This is a genomic window from Pseudomonas sp. 7-41 (assembly GCF_021233075.1).
Lineage (GTDB): Bacteria > Pseudomonadota > Gammaproteobacteria > Pseudomonadales > Pseudomonadaceae > Aquipseudomonas > Aquipseudomonas veronii.
This window is the reverse complement of sequence record NZ_CP089551.1, coordinates 836,605-856,868: the sequence shown is the minus strand read 5'-3', so window position 1 is coordinate 856,868 and position 20,264 is coordinate 836,605. Positions and strand designations below refer to the sequence as shown.

Below are 20,264 nucleotides of genomic sequence, written 5' to 3'. Positions count from 1 at the left end.
GGGCTTGGCCCCGATTGCGGAGGGTCAGCTATACATCGGGTGGCTGATACACCGTCATCGGGGGCAAGCCCCCTCCCACATTAGGTCTGTGGTACTCAGCCTTACTTCTGCTTTTCCAGCTGGTGGTATTTGCCGTCTTTGTCCCACTGGTAAACCACGTAGTCGGAGATTTTCAGGTCGCCCTTGGCATCCCAGGCTTTTTCACCCATCACGGTTTTTACCGGGTGAGCCTTGAGCCACTTGGCGGCGTCTTCACCCTTGTTGGACTTGGCACCGTTGAAGCCGGCAGCCAGGGCCTGGACCGACGCGTAGGCATACAGGGTGTAGCCTTCTGGCTCGGTGCCGTTTTTACGGAACTCTTCAACCACCGTCTTGCTGTCCGGCAGCAGACGCGGGTCGGCGCCGAAGGTCATGTACACGCCATCCACATATTGCTTGCCACCGGCGGTCGCCACCAGTTCGTCGGTCACGATGCCGTCGTCGGACATGAATTTCACGTCCTTGAGGCCTGCTTCACGAATCTGGCGAACCAGCGGACCGGCTTCCGGGTGCAGGCCGCCGAAGTACACGACGTCGGCGCCCAAGGAGCGGATTTTGGTGACCAGGGCACTGAAGTCTTTCTCGCCCCGGGTCAGGCCTTCTTCCAGCACCGGTTTCACGCCGCGCTTGGTCAACTGGGCAGCGGTGGCGTCGGCCAGGCCTTTGCCGTAGGTGTCCTTGTCGTTGATGACCGCGACTTTCTTGCCCTTGAGCACGTCGACGATGTAGTCGCCGGCCACGATGCCTTGCTGGTCGTCACGCCCGCACATACGGAACATGGCGCCCAGGCCGCGTTCGGTGACCTGCGGGTTGGTCGAGCCTGGGGTGATGGCGATGATGCCGGCTTCGTCGTAGACCTCGGACGCCGGGATGGTGTTGGACGAGCAGAAGTGCCCGACCACGCCGATCACTTTGTCCTGGTCGGCCAGGCGGTTGGCCACGGCCACGGCCTGCTTGGGTTCACAGGCATCGTCACCGGCGACCAGCTTGATCTGCTCACCGTTGATGCCGCCAGCCTTGTTGATGACATCGGCTGCCGCCTGGGCGCCCTTCATGTACTGCTCACCGAAAGCGGCGTTGGCGCCCGTCATCGGCCCCGCTACGCCAATCTTCACATCAGCTTGAACAAACGTAGAAACACCCAGCGCCGCTGCAACGGCGAGGGCCAGAAAACCTTTCTTGTAAAACGTCTGGGACATGAGTGGTGCTCCGAGGTTTTTGTTTATTGGCACTAAGTATTCACTGCAAACCTTCAACCAAAACTTTCACTGAAAGCCCAGAGCAAGCCGCGTGCCATTACGTTTTTATTCTTCAAAAAGACACGGTGTCATTGTTATTGCAGGTGTTTCGGCTCCGTTCGTCGGGACGTGCAACCCTCTAACTTCAATAGGTGCAACCCATGGATCAAAAAAGTACAACCTTCATGGGTCGCACCTGCAACCAGACCGCCAAACGACACTTCCTACAGCTGTAACAATGCACGTAACGGAACTGCACATTTACAGTGCGTGATTGCTACAACTTGCACCAATACAGATTAGTCGTCGGCGAAGAACGTGCCGGCTTCTGAAGGCTATTTCGCTGATCAGATCACGATCCGCAAGCATTGGCCGGCGTGATACAGCGAGAATCCGGCTTCATACAGGCAACTGCGCAGGCCCACCCCGGCCAGCGGTTGCATCGGCGCGAACGGAATCGGCAGAGCCTGGGGATTCTGGTGACACAAGTAGTCGGCAAAGGCCTTGCCGACCACGCTGCCGGTGGTCACGCCGCGGCCGTTGTAGCCGGTCACGGCCACCAGGCCGGGCGCGGGTTCGAACAAGCGCATCAAGTGGTCCGGGGTGAACGCGATGCAGCCGGTCCAGGTGCATTCCCACTGCACCGATTTGAGGTACGGGAAGTAGTGCTGCTGCACCCGATCGGCCCACGCCTTGAGAAACCACGTCGGTTTCTGGTTGCCGTTGCCCAGACTGCCGAGCAACAGGCGGCCATCGGCGTCGCGGCGGATGCTGCTGAGCACCTGGCGCGTGTCCCACGAACCCTGGCCACCGGGAAGGATTTGCCGGGCCGCGTCGTCGGTCAGCGGCGCGGAGGCGACCTGGTAGTAATAGCCTGGGAAGAAATTGCGCCGCAGTTCGGTCCATTCGCCTTCGGTGTAGGCATTCGAGGCGATCACCACTTGTGCAGCCTGCACCGCACCGTTCGCGGTCTGCACCGACCACTCCGCACCTTGGCGTTCCAGGCGCGCAACCGGGGAATGGTCGAAAAGCTGCCCGCCCAACCCCACGGCCGCATTGGCCAGGCCGCTGGTGTAGGCCATCGGGTTCAAGGTGCCGGCACGTCTATCCAGCAGTGCGGCGGCGATCTTTTGAGTGCCGGTGGCTTGCTCGCAGGCTGAACCGGTGAGCAGTTCGACCGGCGCGCCGCGGCGCTTCCATTGTTCTTCACGACTGCGCAAATCCGCCTCGCCCCGGGCGTTGTGCGCCATGTGCAAAGTGCCCTCGCGGCGCAATTGGCAATCGATGTTGTATTTGTCGACCAGGCTGAACACCAGCGACGGCGCCGCGCCCAGCATGCGGTTGAGCTGGCTGCCCACCGCCTCGCCGAAACCGGCTTCGATCTCGTCCGGCGGAATCCACAAGCCGGCGTTGACCAGCCCGACATTGCGCCCCGAGCCGCCATGGCCGGTGCGATGGGCTTCCAGCACGGCGACAGTCTTGCCTTGTTCCAGCAAGTGAATGGCCGCCGACAAACCGGTAATCCCGGCGCCGATCACGCACACATCCACCTTCACTTCGCCCTTGAGCGCAGCGCGATCCGGCCGGCCAGGGGTGAGTTGTTCCCACAAACATGTTTCGCGTAGTGCCATTGCCAGACTCCGATGAGACCTAACAAACATCTATTCCGAACTGCATATAGCTCAACTGTGGGAGGGGGCTTGCTCCCGATGGCAGTGGATCAGCTGGACATCTGTTGACTGACACACCGCCATCGGGGGCAAGCCCCCTCCCACATTTTGACCGCACTTCGACTTAAGGTAATCAGTCGAAGGTAATGCCCTGGGCCAGCGGCAGTTCCAGCGAGTAGTTCACGGTATTGGTCTGGCGACGCATGTACCCGCGCCACGCATCCGAGCCCGACTCACGCCCACCGCCCGTCTCTTTCTCACCGCCAAACGCGCCGCCGATTTCCGCGCCGCTCGGGCCGATGTTGACGTTGGCAATGCCGCAGTCGCTGCCCACCGCCGACATGAACTGCTCGGCCTCGCGCACATCGGTGGTGAAGATGCATGACGACAGGCCTTGCGGCACGGCGTTGTTCAGGCGCAGGGCTTCGGCGAAGTCGCTGTAGCCGACCACGTACAGGATCGGCGCGAAGGTCTCAGTGCAGACCACGTCGCTTTGCTCCGGCATTTCCACAATCGCCGGCGACACGTAGTAGGCATTCGGGAATTTGTCTTCCAGTTGGCGCTTGCCGCCGAACACCTTGCCGCCTTCGCTCAGGGCCTGCTCCAGCGCATCCTGCATCGCGTCGAAGCCGTGCTTGTCGATCAGCGGGCCGATCAGGTTGCCTTCCAGCGGGTGGCCGATGCGTACCTTGGAATAGGCGGCCTTGAGGCGCGTGACGATTTCTTCCTTGACCGACTCATGGGCGATCAGCCGGCGCAGCGTGGTGCAACGCTGCCCGGCGGTGCCGACGGCGCTGAACAGGATGGCGCGCACCGCCATGTCCAGGTCGGCGCTTGGGCCGAGGATCATCGCGTTGTTGCCGCCCAGCTCGAGGATGCTGCGGGCAAAGCGCGCGGCGACTTTCGGCGCCACTTCACGGCCCATGCGCGTACTGCCGGTGGCGCTGATCAGTGCGACACGCGGGTCATCCACCAACGCGGCACCGGCATCGCGGCCACCGATGATCACCTGGCTCAGGTATTGCGGCGCATCGTTGAATTTTTTCAGCACGCGCTCGAACAGCGCCTGGCAGGCCAGGGCGGTGAGCGGGGTCTTTTCCGACGGCTTCCAGATCACGGCGTTGCCGCACACCAGGGCCAGGGTGGTGTTCCACGCCCACACGGCCACCGGGAAGTTGAACGCGCTGATCACACCGACCACGCCCAGCGGGTGCCAGGTTTCACGCATGTGGTGGCCCGGGCGCTCGGAGGCGATGGTCAAGCCATACAACTGGCGCGACAGGCCGACGGCGAAGTCGCAGATGTCGATCATTTCCTGCACTTCACCCAGGCCTTCCTGAGTGATCTTGCCGGCTTCCCAGGAGACCAGCTCGCCCAGGTCGGCCTTGTATTCGCGCAACACGTCGCCGAACTGGCGCACCAACTCGCCGCGACGCGGTGCCGGCACCTTGCGCCAGGCCTCGAATGCATGCTCGGCGCGACTGACCTGTTGCTCCACCTCGGCGGCGCCTTCCCAGTTCACACTGCCGATACGGCTGCCATCGATCGGCGAATGCACGGGTTGTTTCCCCGCTTGGTACAGCGCCGGGTTTACCCCGAGACGATCAAGCAATGCGGCAACCATGGGTCACTCCTTCAATCTATACAGAAAAAATTGCGCCGCGGCCCGCACGGCGATCCAGGGCTTATTTGTAGCTGGCCCAAGACTTGCCAACAAACGACGATTAGGCGAGATATCATTCCGTTTATTCATGCAAAGCATAAAAAGAGGCATGCCGTGCTGAACAAAAGACATTTGCCCTCGATCACTGCCCTGCAGTGTTTCGAAGCCGCCACCCGCCACCTGAGCTTCACCCGCGCCGCCGAGGAGCTGAACCTCACGCAAAGCGCGGTGAGCAAACAGGTCGCGCAACTGGAAGAACTGCTGCAGCACCTGCTGTTTCGCCGGGTACGCCGACGCTTGCAGATGACCCCGGCGGGCGATTTGTATTTGGTGGAAGTGCGCAAAATCCTCACCCAGGTGGAGATGTCCACCCATTACCTGCGCTCCTACGGTGGCGAGACCGAAGTATTACGCGTGTCTACGCCCTACACCTTCGGCGCACGCTGGCTGGTGCCGCGCCTCAAGGGCTGGCGCTTGCGTCATCCGCAAATCCACCTGGACCTGTGCAACGAACAGGAACCGGACGAGCTGCTGCAAGGCAAGGCCGACATGGCGTTCTACTTCGGCCAAGGCTCACGCCCCGGCACCGAGAGCCTGAAACTGTTCAGTGAAGAACTGATCCCGGTGTGCGCCCCGGAAAGCCTGCCCGCGCAGCCGTTCACCGACCCCACGCAACTGAGCAACCTGGTCCTGCTGCAAAACGCCTCGCGCCCCCAGGGCTGGCATGACTGGTTCGCCGACCAGGGGTTTCACACCGAGCACAGCTATCACGGGCCGCGTTTCGACACGTTCTATATGTGCATTCGGGCGGCGCAGGTGGGCTGCGGCGTGGCGTTGCTACCGCGCTTTCTGGTGGAGGAGGAACTGGCCGACGGCAAGCTGGTGATCCCTTGGCAGCATGCAATGCCGAGCCAGGATGCGTATTACCTGGCGTACCCCGAGCATTCGGCGGAGGTGCCCAAGGTGCGGGAGTTTGTGAAGTGGATGATGGAGCAGGTTATTTAGTGCCTGGAATACCGCTATCGGGGGCAAGCCCCCTCCCACATTTGAAATGCATTCCAACCTGTGGGAGGGGGCTTGCCCCCGATAGGGCCAGTGGCCTCACTGAAAAAATCACTGGCAAAACCCCACAGGTCTATGCGCCACTAGCCCCCTTCCTTTCTTGTGCGTAAAGGCCGGCGCCCATCGCCGTCCTGTCTGGAGATTCCCGTTATGAGCGAGAGTGTGTTTGCCGATCGCATCGTGCAGAACCTGCTCGACACCGACTTCTACAAGCTGACCATGATGCAGGCGGTGCTGCACAACTACCCCAATGTGGAAGTTGAATGGGAGTTTCGTTGCCGCAACAGTGAAGACCTGCGCCCGTACCTGGCGGAGATCCGTTACCAGTTCGAGCGCCTCGCCGAGTTGAGCCTGAGCGCGGACCAACTGAGTTTCCTGGAGCGCATCAGCTTCATGAAGCCGGATTTTTTGCGCTTTCTCGGCTTGTTCCGCTTCAACCTGCGCTATGTCCACACCGGCATCGAAAACGGCGAGCTGTTTATCCGCCTGCGCGGGCCGTGGCTGCATGTGATCCTGTTTGAAGTGCCGATGCTCGCCATCATCAGCGAAGTGCGCAACCGCTACCGCTACCAGACCGTGGTCCTCGAACAGGCCCGCGAGCAGTTGTACCGCAAGTTCGACTGGCTGATCGCAAACGCCAGCAGCGACGAGCTCGCCGAGCTGCAGGTGGCGGACTTCGGCACTCGCCGACGCTTCTCCTACCGCGTGCAGGAAGAAGTGGTGAGCGTGCTCAAGCACGACTTCCCCGGCCGGTTTGTCGGCACCAGCAACGTCCACCTGGCTCGCGAGTTCGATATGAAACCGCTGGGCACCATGGCCCATGAATGGATCATGGCCCACCAGCAACTCGGCCCGCGCCTGATCGACAGCCAGATCGCCGCCCTCGACTGCTGGGTCCGCGAATACCGCGGCCTGCTGGGTATCGCCCTGACCGATTGCATCACCACCGACGCCTTCCTCAGCGACTTCGACTTGTACTTCGCCAAGCTGTTCGACGGCCTGCGCCACGATTCCGGTGACCCGGTGCTGTGGGCGGAAAAAGCCATCGCCCACTATCACAAGCTGGGCATCGAGCCGATGAGCAAGACCCTGGTGTTCTCCGACAGCCTGTCGCTGCCCAAGGCCCTGGAGATATTCCGGGCGCTGCGCGGTCGGATCAATGTGAGCTTTGGCATCGGCACCAACCTGACCTGCGATATTCCAGGTGTGGAACCGATGAGCATTGTGCTTAAAATGACGGCCTGCAATGGCCAGCCCGTCGCGAAGATCTCCGATGAAGCGGGCAAGACCCACTGCACGGACCCGAATTTCGTCGCCTATTTGCGACACGTTTTCAAAGTACCTGCCCTTTCCAGCAAGGAGTGAATCATGCAAGCCGTACAGCGTGAGATTGCGCAGCAGCTCAAGGTTCAAGCGCCGTTCAAAGACCAGGCCGCCCTTGAGGCCGAAATCGCCCGGCGCGTGACCTTTATCCAGGACTGCCTGCGCAATTCAGGGCTCAAGACATTGGTGTTGGGCATCAGCGGTGGCGTCGACTCCCTGACCGCAGGCCTGCTCGCCCAACGCGCCACGCAGGAGCTGCGCTCCAGCACCGGCGACGAGGCCTATCGTTTTATCGCGGTGCGCCTGCCCTACGAAACCCAGTTCGATGAAATCGACGCCCAGGCCGCGGTGGACTTTATCGAGCCGGATGAGCGCCACACCGTAAACATCGGCCCAGCGGTGAAATCCCTGGCCAATGAAGTGGCGGCATTTGAAGGCAAGGCGGCGGTGTCCCGCGATTTCGTGCTGGGCAACACCAAGGCGCGCATGCGGATGGTCGCGCAGTACACCATCGCCGGCGCGGCCAGCGGCCTGGTGATCGGCACCGACCATGCGGCGGAAGCGGTGATGGGCTTTTTCACCAAATTCGGTGATGGCGCCTGCGATCTGGCACCGTTGAGCGGGCTGGTGAAGAACCAGGTGCGATCGATTGCGCGGCACTTCGGTGCGCCGGAGTCGCTGGTGGAGAAAATCCCGACCGCCGACCTGGAAGACCTCTCGCCGGGTAAGCCGGACGAGGCGTCACATGGCGTGACCTATGCCGAGATCGATGCGTTCCTGCACGGCGAGCCGGTGCGGGAAGAAGCGTTCAGGATCATTTGCGAGACGTATCGCAAGACCGAGCACAAGCGGGTCATGCCGTTTGCGCCGTGAGGTGAACCAGATAGTGTTGTGTTGATTGTGAGGTAGCCATCGGGGGCAAGCCCCCTCCCACAGTTGACCGAGTTCCCATATGAGAATGCGGTCGAATGTGGGAGGGGGCTTGCCCCCGATGAACGATAATGCGGTCTTACTTGACGACCACAGTACCTTTCATCATCGAGATGTGGCCTGGGAACGAGCAGAAGAACGCATAGTCAGTGCCCGCTTTCAGCTTGGACACATCAAAGGTCACCGCGTCTTTCTCGCCAGCGCCAATGACTTTGGTGTGAGCGATGATGCGCTCGTCGCCGTCTTTCAGGTAGTTCTTGTCGAGGCCGGCAGCCATGCCATCGGTCGCGACCGCTTGCGTGTCGGCTGCGCTGGTCAGCACCCAGTTATGGCCCATGACGTTTTTCGGCAAGCTGCCGGAGTGAGTCAACTCGACGGTGAACGTCTTGCAGCTCTTGTCGATCACGATTTCCTTGGTGTTGTAGGACATCTGGTCGGTAGAGTCGACGGTGACCTTGCACTCTGCAGCAAGCAACTGGCCACTTGCCAGAGTCAGCAGGGAAACAGCAACGAGTTTGGCAAACATGTGATTCTCCAAGGCAGGGTTTAAACAACGCATAGTGCGACAAGGGTGCCCGAGGCAGGCAGAAAGTCTTATGACCTGAATCAACAAATTGTATACAACTTTAGGCTATCAGACTTATCGATACAATCAACCAGCCAAAGTGCCACGCCCCGCCTATGATCGGTCCATCACCCACTGGAGTCCGGACCATGCACCTCAATCATCTGTTCAGCGGTCTGTTGGCCGCATACGCCTGCGGTAAGTGAAGGCCAAGCGCGCCGCTAAGCTGCTACCATAGCGACCCAAGGCAGCTGCGCGCCGCCCACCCTCACCTTCGACCCTAGAGGATCGCCCATGGCCAAACCTAATTACTCCTTCGCCAAACGTCAAAGAGACTTGGCCAAGGAACAGAAGAAAGAGGAAAAGCTGCAACGCAAGAAAGCCGCTGCAGACGAAGAGACCGGCGCACTGAACCCGGATGCGGAAGGCGAAGTGGCAACCGACGACACCGAGACACCGAAAGACCCGGCCGAGTAAGCATCACTGTAGGAGCGAGCGTGCTCGCGAAGTGCGTTAACGATAACGCGGGGTGCCTGGTTCAACGCGGCGCCCTCGGTTTTTTCGCGAGCAAGCTCGCTCCTACAAGAGCGGCATCACCGTCACCCGCACTTCCGGGTCATGGCTGCCTCCCCCCAGAATCACCCCACGCAACGGCGAAACATCGGAGAAATCCCGGCCCCAGGCCAGGGTGATGTGTTCCAGTGCTGGCTGCACATTGTTGGTCGGATCAAAATCCACCCAGCCCGACATCGGGCAGTACACCGAAATCCACGCATGGGACGCATCGGCGCCGATCAGCCGTGGCTGGCCGGGCGGCGGCTGGGTCAGCAGGTAGCCGCTGATATAGCGCGCCGCCAGGCCCCGTGAGCGCAGGCAGGCGAGCATCAGGTGAGCGAAGTCCTGGCACACCCCGCGACGGCGCTCCAGCACCTCCACCAGCGGCGTGGCGACTTGGGTGGCTTCGGCATCGAAGGTGAATTCGCCGAAGATTTTTTCCATCAGGGCCTGAGCGCCCAGCAACAGCGGACGCCCGGGCGGGAAACAGCTTTCGGAGAACTCGACGAAGGTTTTCTTCAGATGCACGTAGGGCGATTCGAAGCGAAAGCGACAGGCTTCGATCAACGCCGGTGACAGCGGTTGGCTGCTGTAGGTCAGGCTGTCGCGAGTCTGGTCCCAGGCCGGCGACTGTTGGAAATCCAGCAGCGGCCGCGCCAGCACTTCCACGGTCAGCGCGGCATTCACCAACAACTCATCATGGGGCCGCTCGAACGCCAGGCGGGTGATCGGGTTGCCGAACACGTCCAGCTCATCGCGGCGCGAGGACGGCAACGGGCTGATATCCAGCTGCTGCGAGGTACAGCGCTGCCAGGCACATGGCCGTGGCCACAGATGCGCCAACTGCTGGGCCAGGGACACCGGGCTGTCGTAGTGGTAATGGGTATCGTGAAAAATCTGATAGCGCGCGCTCATCACACCGACACCGTTTGTTGGCTGACATCATCCACATGGGCAAAATGGCGCAAGGCCAGGCGATCCGACACTTGCCCACTCTCATCGGCGACCGCTTGCAGCAGGTCGGCCAGGCCGTCCAGCGCGGCACGCACGCTGGCCTCGCCAAACAGCGGGTTCTCCAGGCAACCCAGGTCGAACCGCGCGAGGCGCTCGACCAACGGCGCCAGGCCGGTTTCCCGGGGCACCGCGAAATCATCGTTGAGACGACGCAAGGTGCGGCTCACCAGCTTCAACTGGAACAACACGGCGTGGGGGTTCTGCTCATCCAGCAGCAACAGGTCGAGTACCGGAATCAGTTGCGGCACCGCCAGGTAGCGCGAGCGGTAGGTGATGCTGCTGTTGCCCAGTTCCAGCAACCATTCCAGCCCGGCCTGATCGAACACCGCCACGCCACGCAGGAACGCCGCAAGGCTGCTGCTGAGAAACTGCAGGCGCTCGATGCGCCGGCCCATCATCAGAAAGCGCCAGCCTTCGTCGCGGGTCATGTCGTCCAGGGCAAACCCGGACAGCGCGGCCAGGGACATCACCAGGCGGTTGAGGAAGTCCAGCAACTCGCCAAAGTCGGGGCTTTCGCTTTCCAGCTCAAGCGCTTCGCGTTGCAGCTCCACCAGGGCCTGCCAGTTCTCTCGGGACAACTTGCCGCGCACTTGGGACGCCGCCCACTGCAAGCGCTGCAGGTTGGCGCGCAGGCTCGACGGCCAGTCGTCGCCAAGCAAGGCCGCGAGCAGGCGTTCGGGCAACTCGCCCTCCTCCGGCAACAGGCGCAGGTTTTCGCCCAGTTCGACCGCCGCTTGCAACGCCAGCGGATCGTCGCCGTCGACATAGCGCGCCAACACGATGCGCAGCCAGCGCGCGCTGTTATCGCAGCGTTCACAATAACGGCCAAACCAAAACAGGTTTTCCACCACCCGCGACGGCAGATAAGGGTCGCGGCGCACCAGGTCATGGGCGCCGATCGGCCGCTGCGCGCGCCACTGCTCGCCGCCGGCGGCGCGTTCGCCGAGCACCCAGGTGTCCTTGCTTGCGCCGCCGCGTTGCATCGACACCACCTCGGCATCGGCCTCGGCAGCCACGCGGGTCAGGCCGCCGGGCAATACCCGATAACCGTCGGCGCTGGCCACGGCGTAGACGCGCATGCCGATGGCGCGGTGTTGCAGGTGGTCTTCGACGGTGTGCCACACCGGCGCCTGGGACAGCTGCGCCAGCTCCTGGGCGACATACGCGTAAGGCCGCGCGCGCATGCGCTCGGCCAGGGCCTCGCGTTGTGCGTCGTTCAAGTCACGGCCGAAGACCGGGTTGAAGCTCTGTGACGGAAATGCCGGTTTGATCAGCAGCTCGGGCAGTTTCTCCAGCGCTTCGGCAAGCACCGGCGCTTCGCCGCACCACCACGTCGCAATGGACGGCAGGAGCAGTTCTTCGCCAAACAAAAATTCGTTGATCTTCGGCAGAAAGCCCAGCAGGCCGGGGGATTCCAGTACACCGCTGCCCAGGGCATTGGCCACCAGCACGTTGCCTTGGCGCGCGGCGTCGAGCAGGCCGGGCACGCCGAGGGCCGAGTCGGTGCGCAGTTCGAGGGGGTCGCAGAAGTCGTCGTCAAGGCGGCGCATGATCGCGTGTACCCGACGCAGGCCACTGAGGGTTTTCAGGAACACCGTGCTGTCGCGCACCGTGAGGTCGCCGCCTTCCACCAGCGGGTAGCCGAGCTGACGGGCGAGGTACAGGTGTTCGAAATAGCTTTCGTTGAAACGCCCAGGCGTGAGCAGCACGATCAACGGCGGCTGACTATCGCTGGGCGCCTGGCGCGCCAGGGTTTCCTGCAGGGTGCGAAAGAAACCGGTGAGGTGCTGCACCTGCAGGTCGCGGTACAGATCCGGAAAGGCGCGGGACACGATGGTGCGGTTTTCCAGCGCATAACCGGCGCCCGAAGGGGCCTGGGTGCGGTCGGCAGTAACCCACCAGCGGCCATCCGGGGTGCGCGCCAGATCGACGGCGTACAGGTGCAGGAACGTACCGTCGGGCGGCTGGATGCCCTGGCACGGCCACAGAAAATTGTTATGCCCGAACACCAGTTCGGCCGGCAGCAGGCCTTCCTTGATCAAGCGTTGCGGGCCGTAGAGGTCCGCCAGTACCGCGTTGAGCAGCCGCGCACGCTGGGCGATGCCGGCCGACAGGTGCTGCCATTCATCGGCCGCCAGCACATGGGGCAGCAGGTCCAGTTCCCACGGGCGATCAGCGCCCTTGGGGTCGGCGTAGACGTTGTAGGTCACGCCGTTTTCCTGGATCTGCCGGGTCAGCAACGCCTGGCGCTGGGCCAGTTGCGCGGGGGTGCTGCGTTGCAGATGGTCGAGCAGGCGCCGCCAATGGGCACGCACCGCGCCACTGTCGTCCAGCAGTTCGTGATAAGTGCCCGCGGTCAGCGGGTAACGGTCGAGCAAGTCGGACATGGAACGCTCGGCAGGGGCAAGGGGGCTCAGATTAACCTAACAAACACTGCAAATCCTTTGTGGGAGGGGGCTTGCTCCCGATTGCGGTGGGTCAGTCAACTCATGTATCGGCTGATTTACCGCAATCGGGAGCAAGCTCCCTCCCACATTTTGGCTTGCATTCAGTCATTTTTATTGGGGAAACGTCGCAGATCCAGGGTCATCGGTAATTCATCGTTCACCACTACGGTCGGAACCGGCTGCTTGCCCGGGGTATGACCCAGGCGGAAGAACCGCGCCATGCGCCGGCTCTCGGCTTCATTGGCATTCACCGGCAGGCTGTCGTAGTTACGCCCGCCCGGATGCGCCACATGATACTGGCAACCGCCCAGGGAGCGCTGCATCCAGGTGTCCAGCAGGTCGAACACCAACGGCGCGTGGACCGCGATGGTCGGCTGCAGGCAGTTGGCCGGTTGCCAGGCGCGATACCGCACGCCGGCGACGAACTCGCCGATGCGCCCGGTCGCTTGCAGCGGCACCGGGATGCCATTGCAGGTGAGCAAATAGCGTTGCGGTGGCAGCCCGCTCAACTTCACCTGCAGGCGCTCCAGGGACGAATCCACATAACGCACCGTGCCGCCCACCGCGCCCTCCTCGCCCAGCACATGCCAGGGTTCCAGGGCCTGGCGCAGTTCGAGCTCGATACCGCTGACGGCGTAGTCGCCGACTTTGGGAAAGCGGAATTCCAGGTGCGCGGCAAACCATTCGGCGCGCAACGGGTAGCCGGCGGCGTTGAGTTCGACGATCACGTCGGCAAAATCCTGCTCGATGAAGTGCGGCAACAGGAAACGGTCATGCAGCTCAGTGCCCCAGCGCGCCAGTTTCGGGGGCGCATAGGGTTCGCGCCAGAAGCGCGCCACCAGCGCGCGCAGCAGCAGTTGCTGGGTCAGGCTCATGCGCGCATGGGGCGGCATTTCAAAGGCGCGCAACTCCAGCAGGCCCAGGCGCCCGGTGGCGCCATCGGGCGAGTAGAGCTTATCGATACAGAATTCGGCGCGGTGGGTGTTGCCCGTCACGTCAATCAGCAGATTGCGCAGCAGGCGGTCGACCAACCACGGCGGGCATTCTTCGCCTGGCGCGGGCATTTGCGCGAAGGCGATTTCCAGCTCATACAGCGCATCGTTACGCGCTTCATCGACCCGGGGCGCCTGGGACGTCGGGCCGATGAACAAGCCGGAAAACAGGTAGGACAACGACGGATGGTTGTGCCAGTAGCTGATCAAACTGCGCAGCAGATCGGGACGCCGCAGGAACGGTGAGTCCTTGGGTGTTGCGCCGCCCAGCACGAAGTGGTTACCACCGCCGGTACCGGTGTGGCGCCCGTCGATCATGAACTTTTCGGTGGTCAGGCGGGTTTGCCGCGCCTCTTCGTAGAGGAATTCGGTGCGTTCCACCAACTCGTCCCAGGTGGCGGACGGCTGCACGTTGACCTCGATCACACCCGGGTCGGGCGTGACCCGGAAGTTGCTCAGACGGTAATCCGCCGGCGGCTCGTAGCCCTCCAGCAGCACCGGGCAGTGCAGCTCTTCGGCGGTGGCTTCGATGGCGGCCACCAGCTCCAGGTAGTCCTCGACGCGCTCCAGCGGCGGCATGAACAGATACAGGCGGCCTTCGCGCGCTTCGGCGCACAGCGCGGTGCGGGTCAGCCAGTCGGCGGACTCGTCGATCTTCGGCAGGCGCTCGGCGCTCGGCGCCGCTTCGCCATGGCGTTGCAATTGCGCCGTGCTCGGCAGCTCGGGCAAGTCCTGGTTGGGGTCGGTCGGGTGGACAAACGGGTACTCTGCCGCCGTCACCCAGGGCTGCGAGGCCAGCGGCAGGCGATAACCCAGCGGCGAATCCCCCGGCACCAGTCGGCAGTGATTGTCGCGCAGGTACCAGCGCCCACTCTGCCAGCGGTCATTGGCAGCGGTGCGCGCCAGCGGCAGCACTTGGCCGATGACCTTGTCCAGGCCCTGGCTGAACACTTTGCGCAGACGCTCGCGCTCCAGCTCATCGCTCAGGCGCGGGTCGAGGGCGGTGACGTTTTGCGGCAGCGCGCCTTCGCGCCACAGGTAGTAGAAGTTGTCTTCAAAGGCCGGGAATACAAACCGCGCCGGCAACTTCAGGCGCTCGGCAACACTGCCCAGGAAACGCCCGGCCAGCACGCCGTCGGCGCCGTAGTCCTGTTGCTCATCGGCGATCAGCGCGCTGTTGTGCCAAATCGGCTCGCCATCGCGGCGCCAGTAACAGTTGAGCGACCAGCGCGGCAGTTGCTCGCCGGGGTACCACTTGCCCTGGCCGAAATGCACCAGGCCCTTGGGCGCGTAGTGCTTGCGCATGCGCTGGAACAGCTCGGCCGACAGGCGACGCTTGTCCGGCCCCAGGGCAGCGGTGTTCCACTCGGCGCCGTCGGGGTCGTCGATGGAGACGAAGGTCGGTTCGCCGCCCATGGTCAGGCGCACGTCGTCCGCCAGCAGGTCGCCATCGATCTGCCGCCCCAGGGCCTGGATCGCCAGCCACTGTTCTTCGGTGTAGGGCTTGGTTACCCGTGGCGCTTCCCAGATGCGCTCTACCGACATCTCGTGGGTGAATTCGCACTCGCACGGCTCCACCAGGCCACTGATCGGCGCGGCAGACGATGGATCGGGACTACAGGCCAACGGAATATGGCCTTCACCGGCGAATAACCCGGAGGTGGCATCCAGGCCGATCCAGCCGGCGCCGGGCAAATACACTTCGCACCAGGCGTGCAGGTCGGTGAAGTCCACCTCGGTGCCGGACGGGCCATCGAGGGCTTTGACGTCGGCGGTGAGCTGGATCAGATAGCCGGACACAAACCGCGCCGCCAGCCCCAGGTTGCGCAGCAATTGCACCAGCAGCCAAGCCGAATCGCGGCACGAGCCGGAGGCATTTTCCAGGGTGAATTCCGGGGTCTGCACGCCGGGTTCCATGCGGATCAGGTAACCGATATCGGCGGCCAGGCGTTGGTTGAGGCCCACCAGGAAATCCACGGCCGGCAGCGGCGTGCGGTCGATACCCGCCAGGTAAGCGGCGAACCTCGGCGTCAGCGGCAAGGTTTCCAGGTACGGCGCCAGCTCGCGCTGCTCGTCGGCGGCGTAGCGAAACGGGATTTTTTCCGCGTAGGGTTCAAGGAAAAAATCGAACGGGTTGAACACCGCCATCTCTGCGACCAAGTCGACTTCGATACGCAGTTCGTCAGTCTTTTCCGGGAACACCAGGCGCGCCAGGTAATTACCCTGAGGGTCCTGCTGCCAATTGATGAAGTGCTGCTCGGGCAGCACTTTCAGTGCGTAGGACAAAATCCGCGTGCGGCTATGGGCCGCCGGGCGCAAACGCACGATCTGTGGGCCGAGTTCGACAGCGCGGTCGTAGCGGTAATGCGTAACGTGGTGCAACGCGACATGAATCGACACGGCGGCCTCCTGCAAGCCAGGGCATGGACACAACGCGCGCAAGACTTATGCCAGAGCGGCAGTCATTGCGCTTTATCGTAAGACCCGGTGCAGTACAGCACCAAAACGGCGCCAACGTTGGTGCAATGGTGCAAGAGCTGCACATATATGTGGCGGGGAGTGGGTGGGGCGGTATCGGTTTTGGGGGCGGGGTGGGGAATTACCTCGATTTCTTTATTCTGATTATTGCGCGCTCGTGTTTACGCCGCTTTTCAATGGCCACCCTTACCTTCCCGCGCATATGGCGAAGTTCTACGCATTTGGCACGCAGTTCCCGGTGGCGTTTGCTGCGAAGCAGCAGCAGGCCGAGTACCGGCCAAAAGAAGCATTCCGCGTAAATGAATGGGTTCGGTGAAAAATGAAAACCTGGCACAGCGACCAACAGGCAGGCGATGAAAAGGCCATACATTCCCCAGACCCACTTCGGTCGCCCGTAGGCGATCATGAAATTGCAGTGGGTGATAAACCAGACCAAGAGCACGCCGGCACTTTTAGCTGCCGCGTTCGATAACGATGGAAAATAATAGTTTTCCACCAGCACAACAACAGAAGAACTGCCGAAGATGCCCGCTAAAATTACGCCGATAAACACGGGAAAGTAGCGCAAAAGAAAAGGGCGCACCGGTATGAGAGGTTTCCGTCCGAGAAGTCTCACTCTGATATATCCTCATACAGCCCAACCGCGACGATCCGGATGTTCCCGAACAGTAAGTTGTCGGGAATGAGGCAACGCTCCCAATTAATCAAAGCAAAATCACCTTTTTTGTAGCCTGTCAGCAATTTTCTGTATCCGTTTTCGCCTAAAACGAAGTTCAACAAGCTTCCCACGCATCTCACGATGACGCTTGCTGTTGAGAATCAGCAGACCAAGCAATGGCCAAAACAAACTTTCGGCATAGATGAACAGATGAGGGGAATAACGAATGGCCGGAAGAGCGGTAACCAGGCAGGTTCCAAAATAGACAACCATGACCCACACCCAGTCTCGTCGCCCACGGACAATCATAATGTTGCTAAGACTCAAGGCGCATGCCAGAACGACACATGCCCACCACGCTACTTGTGCCGAAATAGCTAAAGAAATGGCTTTGAGATAGTAATTTTGCACTACCACCACTACGGAAGATCCAGCAAAAATGCTTGAAAAAATCCCCCCGAGAAACACGGGTAAATAACGCTTGAGAAAAGGGCGAAGGGGCAGCAGCAATATCACTCGGTCATCTCCTCATAAATTCCGACCGCGACAGTGCGAATATTCCCAGACATCGAACTGCTAGCAACCCCTAAGGCAGCACCTAGAGCGTCTTGAATCTGCAAAACGGTGCCCTGTTTTACTTCTGCGGGCGTAAAACGCTTTGGCATTTTTCCAGCGAGTTGCTTCAACCTGATCATTTTCCGGGTCATTTCCGGGTGCCGAATACTCAACAACTCCTGGGTCAACTTTGCTCGCTCTTGACGACTCAGTCCTTTCAACACCTGCGGCAAAGTTTTTCCGGTAGATTTTCTTGTCGCATTAACCAGTCGTATAGTTGCCAGTGCCGAGACACTAGCGCCCAGTAGCGAAACAGCGTCCAAACCAATCGTCACAGCCTGATACCATGGCTCGCTATCCAGAGCATCGTTAAGAGCCGGGTCAATAATTTCGTTGCGAGTCCTCTGGCCGCCAACTAAGCACTGAATTGAACTGGCTGTTGCTGATGTAAAGCTTATCGCAGCTACCACCCCAGTAACCCCAAAGCTGAACGGACTGAGCGCCGATCCACTCAGTACCACGATCCAACTGATTACCGCAGAAGTACACGCCAAAGCTGTATTCACCGCCTCAAACGCCACCTGCGACTCTCGCGGCTCATTCGCCAGTTGCCGAGCGAACTCCACCCGCCCGACATAGCTGGGCGCCTCGCGCAAAATCACATTCTTCGGTGCGATACCGCAAATCGGCTGAAATTCACGCAGCACAACCATCCGTAGCTGCGCGTCGATGTACACCACGCCGGCACCGACGATGGCCGGATCAGCATCAATCGCCGCAAATAACTTGCGCAGATCAATACTGCTTTCCAGCCGCTGCCGCGTCATGTAATTGGGACTGAGGAAACTGTCTCTGAATACGCTGGAAGTCATCCCTATACTCCTGAGGTTCACAAGAGCGCAGAGGGTAAAGACTGCCTATCCCCGAAAAATGTCAGAAGCTTCGCTTTATCCGGACAGGCACTTCCTGATCGTGATGCCGCACCTTGTAAGCCATATCCCGAATAAGAAAAAGTACGCCCCGCGCCACTACCGGCGCACACCAAAACAGGGAGTGACAATGGCAACTGATATGTTTTTGAAGCTGGGGGACATCAAGGGCGAGTCCAAAGACCAGGCCCATCGCGACGAAATCGAGATCAGCCGATGGGGCTGGGGCATGTCCCAGACCGGTTCGATGCATACCGGCAGCGGCGGCGGTGCCGGCAAGGTCAATATTGAAAACCTGTCTGTCTCCAAGGTCATGGACAAGTCTTCACCCAACCTGATGATGGCCTGCTCCACCGGCAAGCATTACCCGGAGGCACGGTTGGTGGTGCGCAAGGCCGGTGGCAGCAATGCCGTGGAGTATCTGGTGATCACGCTGAAGGAAGTGATGGTCACGTCTTACCAAACCGACGCGGTGACCAGCAGCGATGTGCTGACTGAGGTGATAGCCCTGAACTTCGCCACGGTCGAAGTCAGCTACCAGCCGCAAAAATCCGACGGCGGCAAGGACGGCGGCGCCGTCAAATACGGCTGGAACATTCGCCAGAACGTCAAAATCTGAAACCACGTGCCGAGGCTACAGCCCCGCCTTGGCCGCCTCCCGCAACCGCCGCACTTCAACCAACTTCTTGACCATCGACCGATAGCCCTTGCTGTTGATCAGCAACAACCCCAGCAATGGCCAGAACAGGCTTTCACTGTAGATAAACCAGTGCGGCCGGTAGAGCAGTGTCGGCAGCACGACCAACAGGCACACCGCAAAAAACGCCACCATCGCCCACACGCCCCAGGCTCGGCCGCGCACCACCAGGAAGTTGCTGTTGGCCACGAACAGTGCGGCGGCTATCACCACGAACCAGGACACAGTGGCATTGGTTGCCATGGGCACGTCGGAAAAATAGGTGCTGGCCGCCAGGGAAATCGCCGCCGAACCGCCGAGGCAACCAGCGAGAATCACGCCGATGAATGCGGGAAAATGCTCCAGCAAAAACGGTTTAAGCGAAGGAACACCACCCATCACTCGGCCTCTTCGTACAAGCCAATCGCGAAGGTCTTGGCCTGTTTGTAGTTATCCGAACGCTTCAAGCCCCAGACGCTCAGCCCCGCACTGAAGGCATCGCCCAATTGGACATAGGTGGCGTGCTTGAGCTGGGTCGGCGTAAAGCGTTTGGGCAACTCGCCGCTCAGTTGCAGCAGCTTGCGCATCTTGTTCGACATTTGCGGGTCGGCCACTTTCAGCAGCTCTTTGGTGAGTTTCTCCCGCTCCTGCCCGTTCAGGCCTTTGAGCACCTGACGCAGGCTTTTACCCGTGGCCGCACGAGTGACGTTGACCAGCTTGACTGTCGTCAGCGCCGAGGCGCCCACGCCGACCAAGGCGGCACCGTCGAGGACTTTGGTCGCCGTCTGGTACCACTCTTCGTTATCCAGGTAATCATTCATCGACGGGTTGACGATTTCGTTGCGCGTGCGGAACCCACCGACCAGGCACGACACGGTGCTGGCCGAGGCGGCGGTATAGCCGATGGCCGTCACGACCGTGCTGGCGCCAGCGGTGAACGGGATAGCGATGGTGCCGCTCAACACCACCAGCCAGCCAATGACCGCGCCGCCGCAGGACAACGTGGTGTTGAAGGCTTCACTCACCAGTCGCGACTCGCGCGGGTTGTTCAGCACTTGGTCGGCGAACTGCGCCGGGGCGATGTATTTCTGCGCCTCGCGCACAATGATGCGTTTGGGTCGAATGCTGCAGATCGGCTTGAACTCGCGCAGGGTCACGACGTTGAAGTCGGCGTCGATATACACCACGCCCGCGCCGACGATGCCGGGGTCGGCGTCGATGATGGCAAACAGCCGAGGCAGGTCGACTTCACTCTCGATGCGCTGGCGCGCCATGAACTGCGAGCGGTTGGAGTCCATGCCGATGTTGAGCAGGGGGTTGCTCATGGGGGTGTTCTTCCTTGAAAAGTTGGGGACTGGACTGACGCCATCGGGGGCAAGCCCCCTCCCACATTTGAAGTGTGAATACATTCAAAATGTGGGAGGGCCGGTGCGACGATTCGGCTTGCTCCCGATAGCGATTTAATGGCCG

Annotated in this window: 17 protein-coding genes; 5 read left to right on the top strand and 12 right to left on the bottom strand. The window is 61.2% G+C overall.

Annotated elements, in window-relative coordinates:
• Positions 1 to 101: 101 nt before the first annotated feature.
• From LQ249_RS03660 to amaB, 3 genes are all read right to left on the bottom strand, one after another.
• On the bottom strand, positions 102 to 1,238 hold the full coding sequence (locus tag LQ249_RS03660; protein ID WP_046384885.1) for a branched-chain amino acid ABC transporter substrate-binding protein: 1,137 nt from the start codon (positions 1,236 to 1,238) through the stop codon (positions 102 to 104).
• Between the two features lie 386 nt (positions 1,239 to 1,624).
• Positions 1,625 to 2,908, bottom strand: a complete 1,284-nt coding sequence (gene amaA / locus LQ249_RS03655; protein ID WP_232566196.1) for an L-pipecolate oxidase — start codon at positions 2,906 to 2,908, stop codon at positions 1,625 to 1,627.
• Between the two features lie 172 nt (positions 2,909 to 3,080).
• Positions 3,081 to 4,571 (bottom strand): L-piperidine-6-carboxylate dehydrogenase, encoded by a 1,491-nt coding sequence (gene amaB, locus LQ249_RS03650; RefSeq protein ID WP_017849728.1) that lies wholly within the window; start codon positions 4,569 to 4,571, stop codon positions 3,081 to 3,083.
• Positions 4,572 to 4,724: 153 nt separating this feature from the next.
• On the opposite strand from amaB, the gene LQ249_RS03645 reads away from it, so the two are divergent.
• The 3 genes from LQ249_RS03645 (at position 4,725) to nadE (ending at position 7,868) form a co-directional block, all read left to right on the top strand.
• Positions 4,725 to 5,615 carry a LysR family transcriptional regulator gene (locus tag LQ249_RS03645; RefSeq protein ID WP_057003683.1) on the top strand — a complete coding sequence of 297 codons (891 nt, stop codon included), beginning with the start codon at positions 4,725 to 4,727 and terminating at the stop codon, positions 5,613 to 5,615.
• A gap of 207 nt (positions 5,616 to 5,822) precedes the next feature.
• Entirely contained in the window at positions 5,823 to 7,037 is a 1,215-nt protein-coding gene (pncB, locus tag LQ249_RS03640) for a nicotinate phosphoribosyltransferase (RefSeq protein WP_017849730.1), read from the top strand.
• Between the two features lie 3 nt (positions 7,038 to 7,040).
• On the top strand, positions 7,041 to 7,868 hold the full coding sequence (nadE, locus tag LQ249_RS03635; RefSeq protein WP_057003682.1) for an ammonia-dependent NAD(+) synthetase: 828 nt from the start codon (positions 7,041 to 7,043) through the stop codon (positions 7,866 to 7,868).
• A gap of 136 nt (positions 7,869 to 8,004) precedes the next feature.
• On the opposite strand, the gene azu is transcribed toward nadE, so the two are convergent.
• Positions 8,005 to 8,451, bottom strand: coding sequence for an azurin (gene azu, locus LQ249_RS03630; RefSeq protein WP_057003681.1), 447 nt, complete (start codon positions 8,449 to 8,451; stop codon positions 8,005 to 8,007).
• A 333-nt stretch (positions 8,452 to 8,784) separates the two neighbouring features.
• Between azu and LQ249_RS03625 the strand changes: the two genes are divergently transcribed.
• A complete protein-coding gene (locus tag LQ249_RS03625; protein ID WP_017849733.1) occupies positions 8,785 to 8,967 on the top strand; it encodes a hypothetical protein in 183 nt (60 codons plus the stop codon).
• A 102-nt stretch (positions 8,968 to 9,069) separates the two neighbouring features.
• On the opposite strand, the gene LQ249_RS03620 is transcribed toward LQ249_RS03625, so the two are convergent.
• From LQ249_RS03620 to LQ249_RS03595, 6 genes are all read right to left on the bottom strand, one after another.
• On the bottom strand, positions 9,070 to 9,960 hold the full coding sequence (locus LQ249_RS03620) for a transglutaminase family protein (RefSeq protein ID WP_126585384.1): 891 nt from the start codon (positions 9,958 to 9,960) through the stop codon (positions 9,070 to 9,072).
• A complete protein-coding gene (locus LQ249_RS03615) occupies positions 9,960 to 12,446 on the bottom strand; it encodes a circularly permuted type 2 ATP-grasp protein (RefSeq protein WP_046384889.1) in 2,487 nt (828 codons plus the stop codon). Before LQ249_RS03615 ends, LQ249_RS03620 begins: the two co-directional genes overlap by 1 nt.
• Positions 12,447 to 12,607: 161 nt before the next feature.
• Positions 12,608 to 15,898, bottom strand: coding sequence for a transglutaminase family protein (locus tag LQ249_RS03610; RefSeq protein ID WP_177029690.1), 3,291 nt, complete (start codon positions 15,896 to 15,898; stop codon positions 12,608 to 12,610).
• A 199-nt stretch (positions 15,899 to 16,097) separates the two neighbouring features.
• Positions 16,098 to 16,592: a hypothetical protein gene (locus tag LQ249_RS03605; protein ID WP_104904047.1), complete on the bottom strand. Its 495-nt coding sequence runs from the start codon at positions 16,590 to 16,592 to the stop codon at positions 16,098 to 16,100.
• A 99-nt stretch (positions 16,593 to 16,691) separates the two neighbouring features.
• Positions 16,692 to 17,150 (bottom strand): hypothetical protein, encoded by a 459-nt coding sequence (locus LQ249_RS03600; protein ID WP_232566195.1) that lies wholly within the window; start codon positions 17,148 to 17,150, stop codon positions 16,692 to 16,694.
• A complete protein-coding gene (locus LQ249_RS03595) occupies positions 17,147 to 18,061 on the bottom strand; it encodes an NAD synthetase (RefSeq protein WP_232566194.1) in 915 nt (304 codons plus the stop codon). Before LQ249_RS03595 ends, LQ249_RS03600 begins: the two co-directional genes overlap by 4 nt.
• A 187-nt stretch (positions 18,062 to 18,248) precedes the next feature.
• Between LQ249_RS03595 and LQ249_RS03590 the strand changes: the two genes are divergently transcribed.
• Entirely contained in the window at positions 18,249 to 18,737 is a 489-nt protein-coding gene (locus LQ249_RS03590; protein ID WP_046384893.1) for an Hcp family type VI secretion system effector, read from the top strand.
• Between the two features lie 15 nt (positions 18,738 to 18,752).
• Here the strand turns inward: LQ249_RS03590 and LQ249_RS03585 are convergent, their stop codons facing one another.
• Both LQ249_RS03585 and LQ249_RS03580 read right to left on the bottom strand, forming a co-directional pair.
• The gene (locus tag LQ249_RS03585) at positions 18,753 to 19,193 is read right to left on the bottom strand and encodes a hypothetical protein (RefSeq protein WP_046384894.1); all 441 of its coding nucleotides are present in this window, start codon (positions 19,191 to 19,193) and stop codon (positions 18,753 to 18,755) included.
• Positions 19,193 to 20,119 (bottom strand): hypothetical protein, encoded by a 927-nt coding sequence (locus LQ249_RS03580; RefSeq protein ID WP_046384895.1) that lies wholly within the window; start codon positions 20,117 to 20,119, stop codon positions 19,193 to 19,195. The genes LQ249_RS03585 and LQ249_RS03580 overlap by 1 nt, the downstream gene beginning before the upstream one ends.
• Between the last annotated feature and the right edge of the window lie 145 nt (positions 20,120 to 20,264).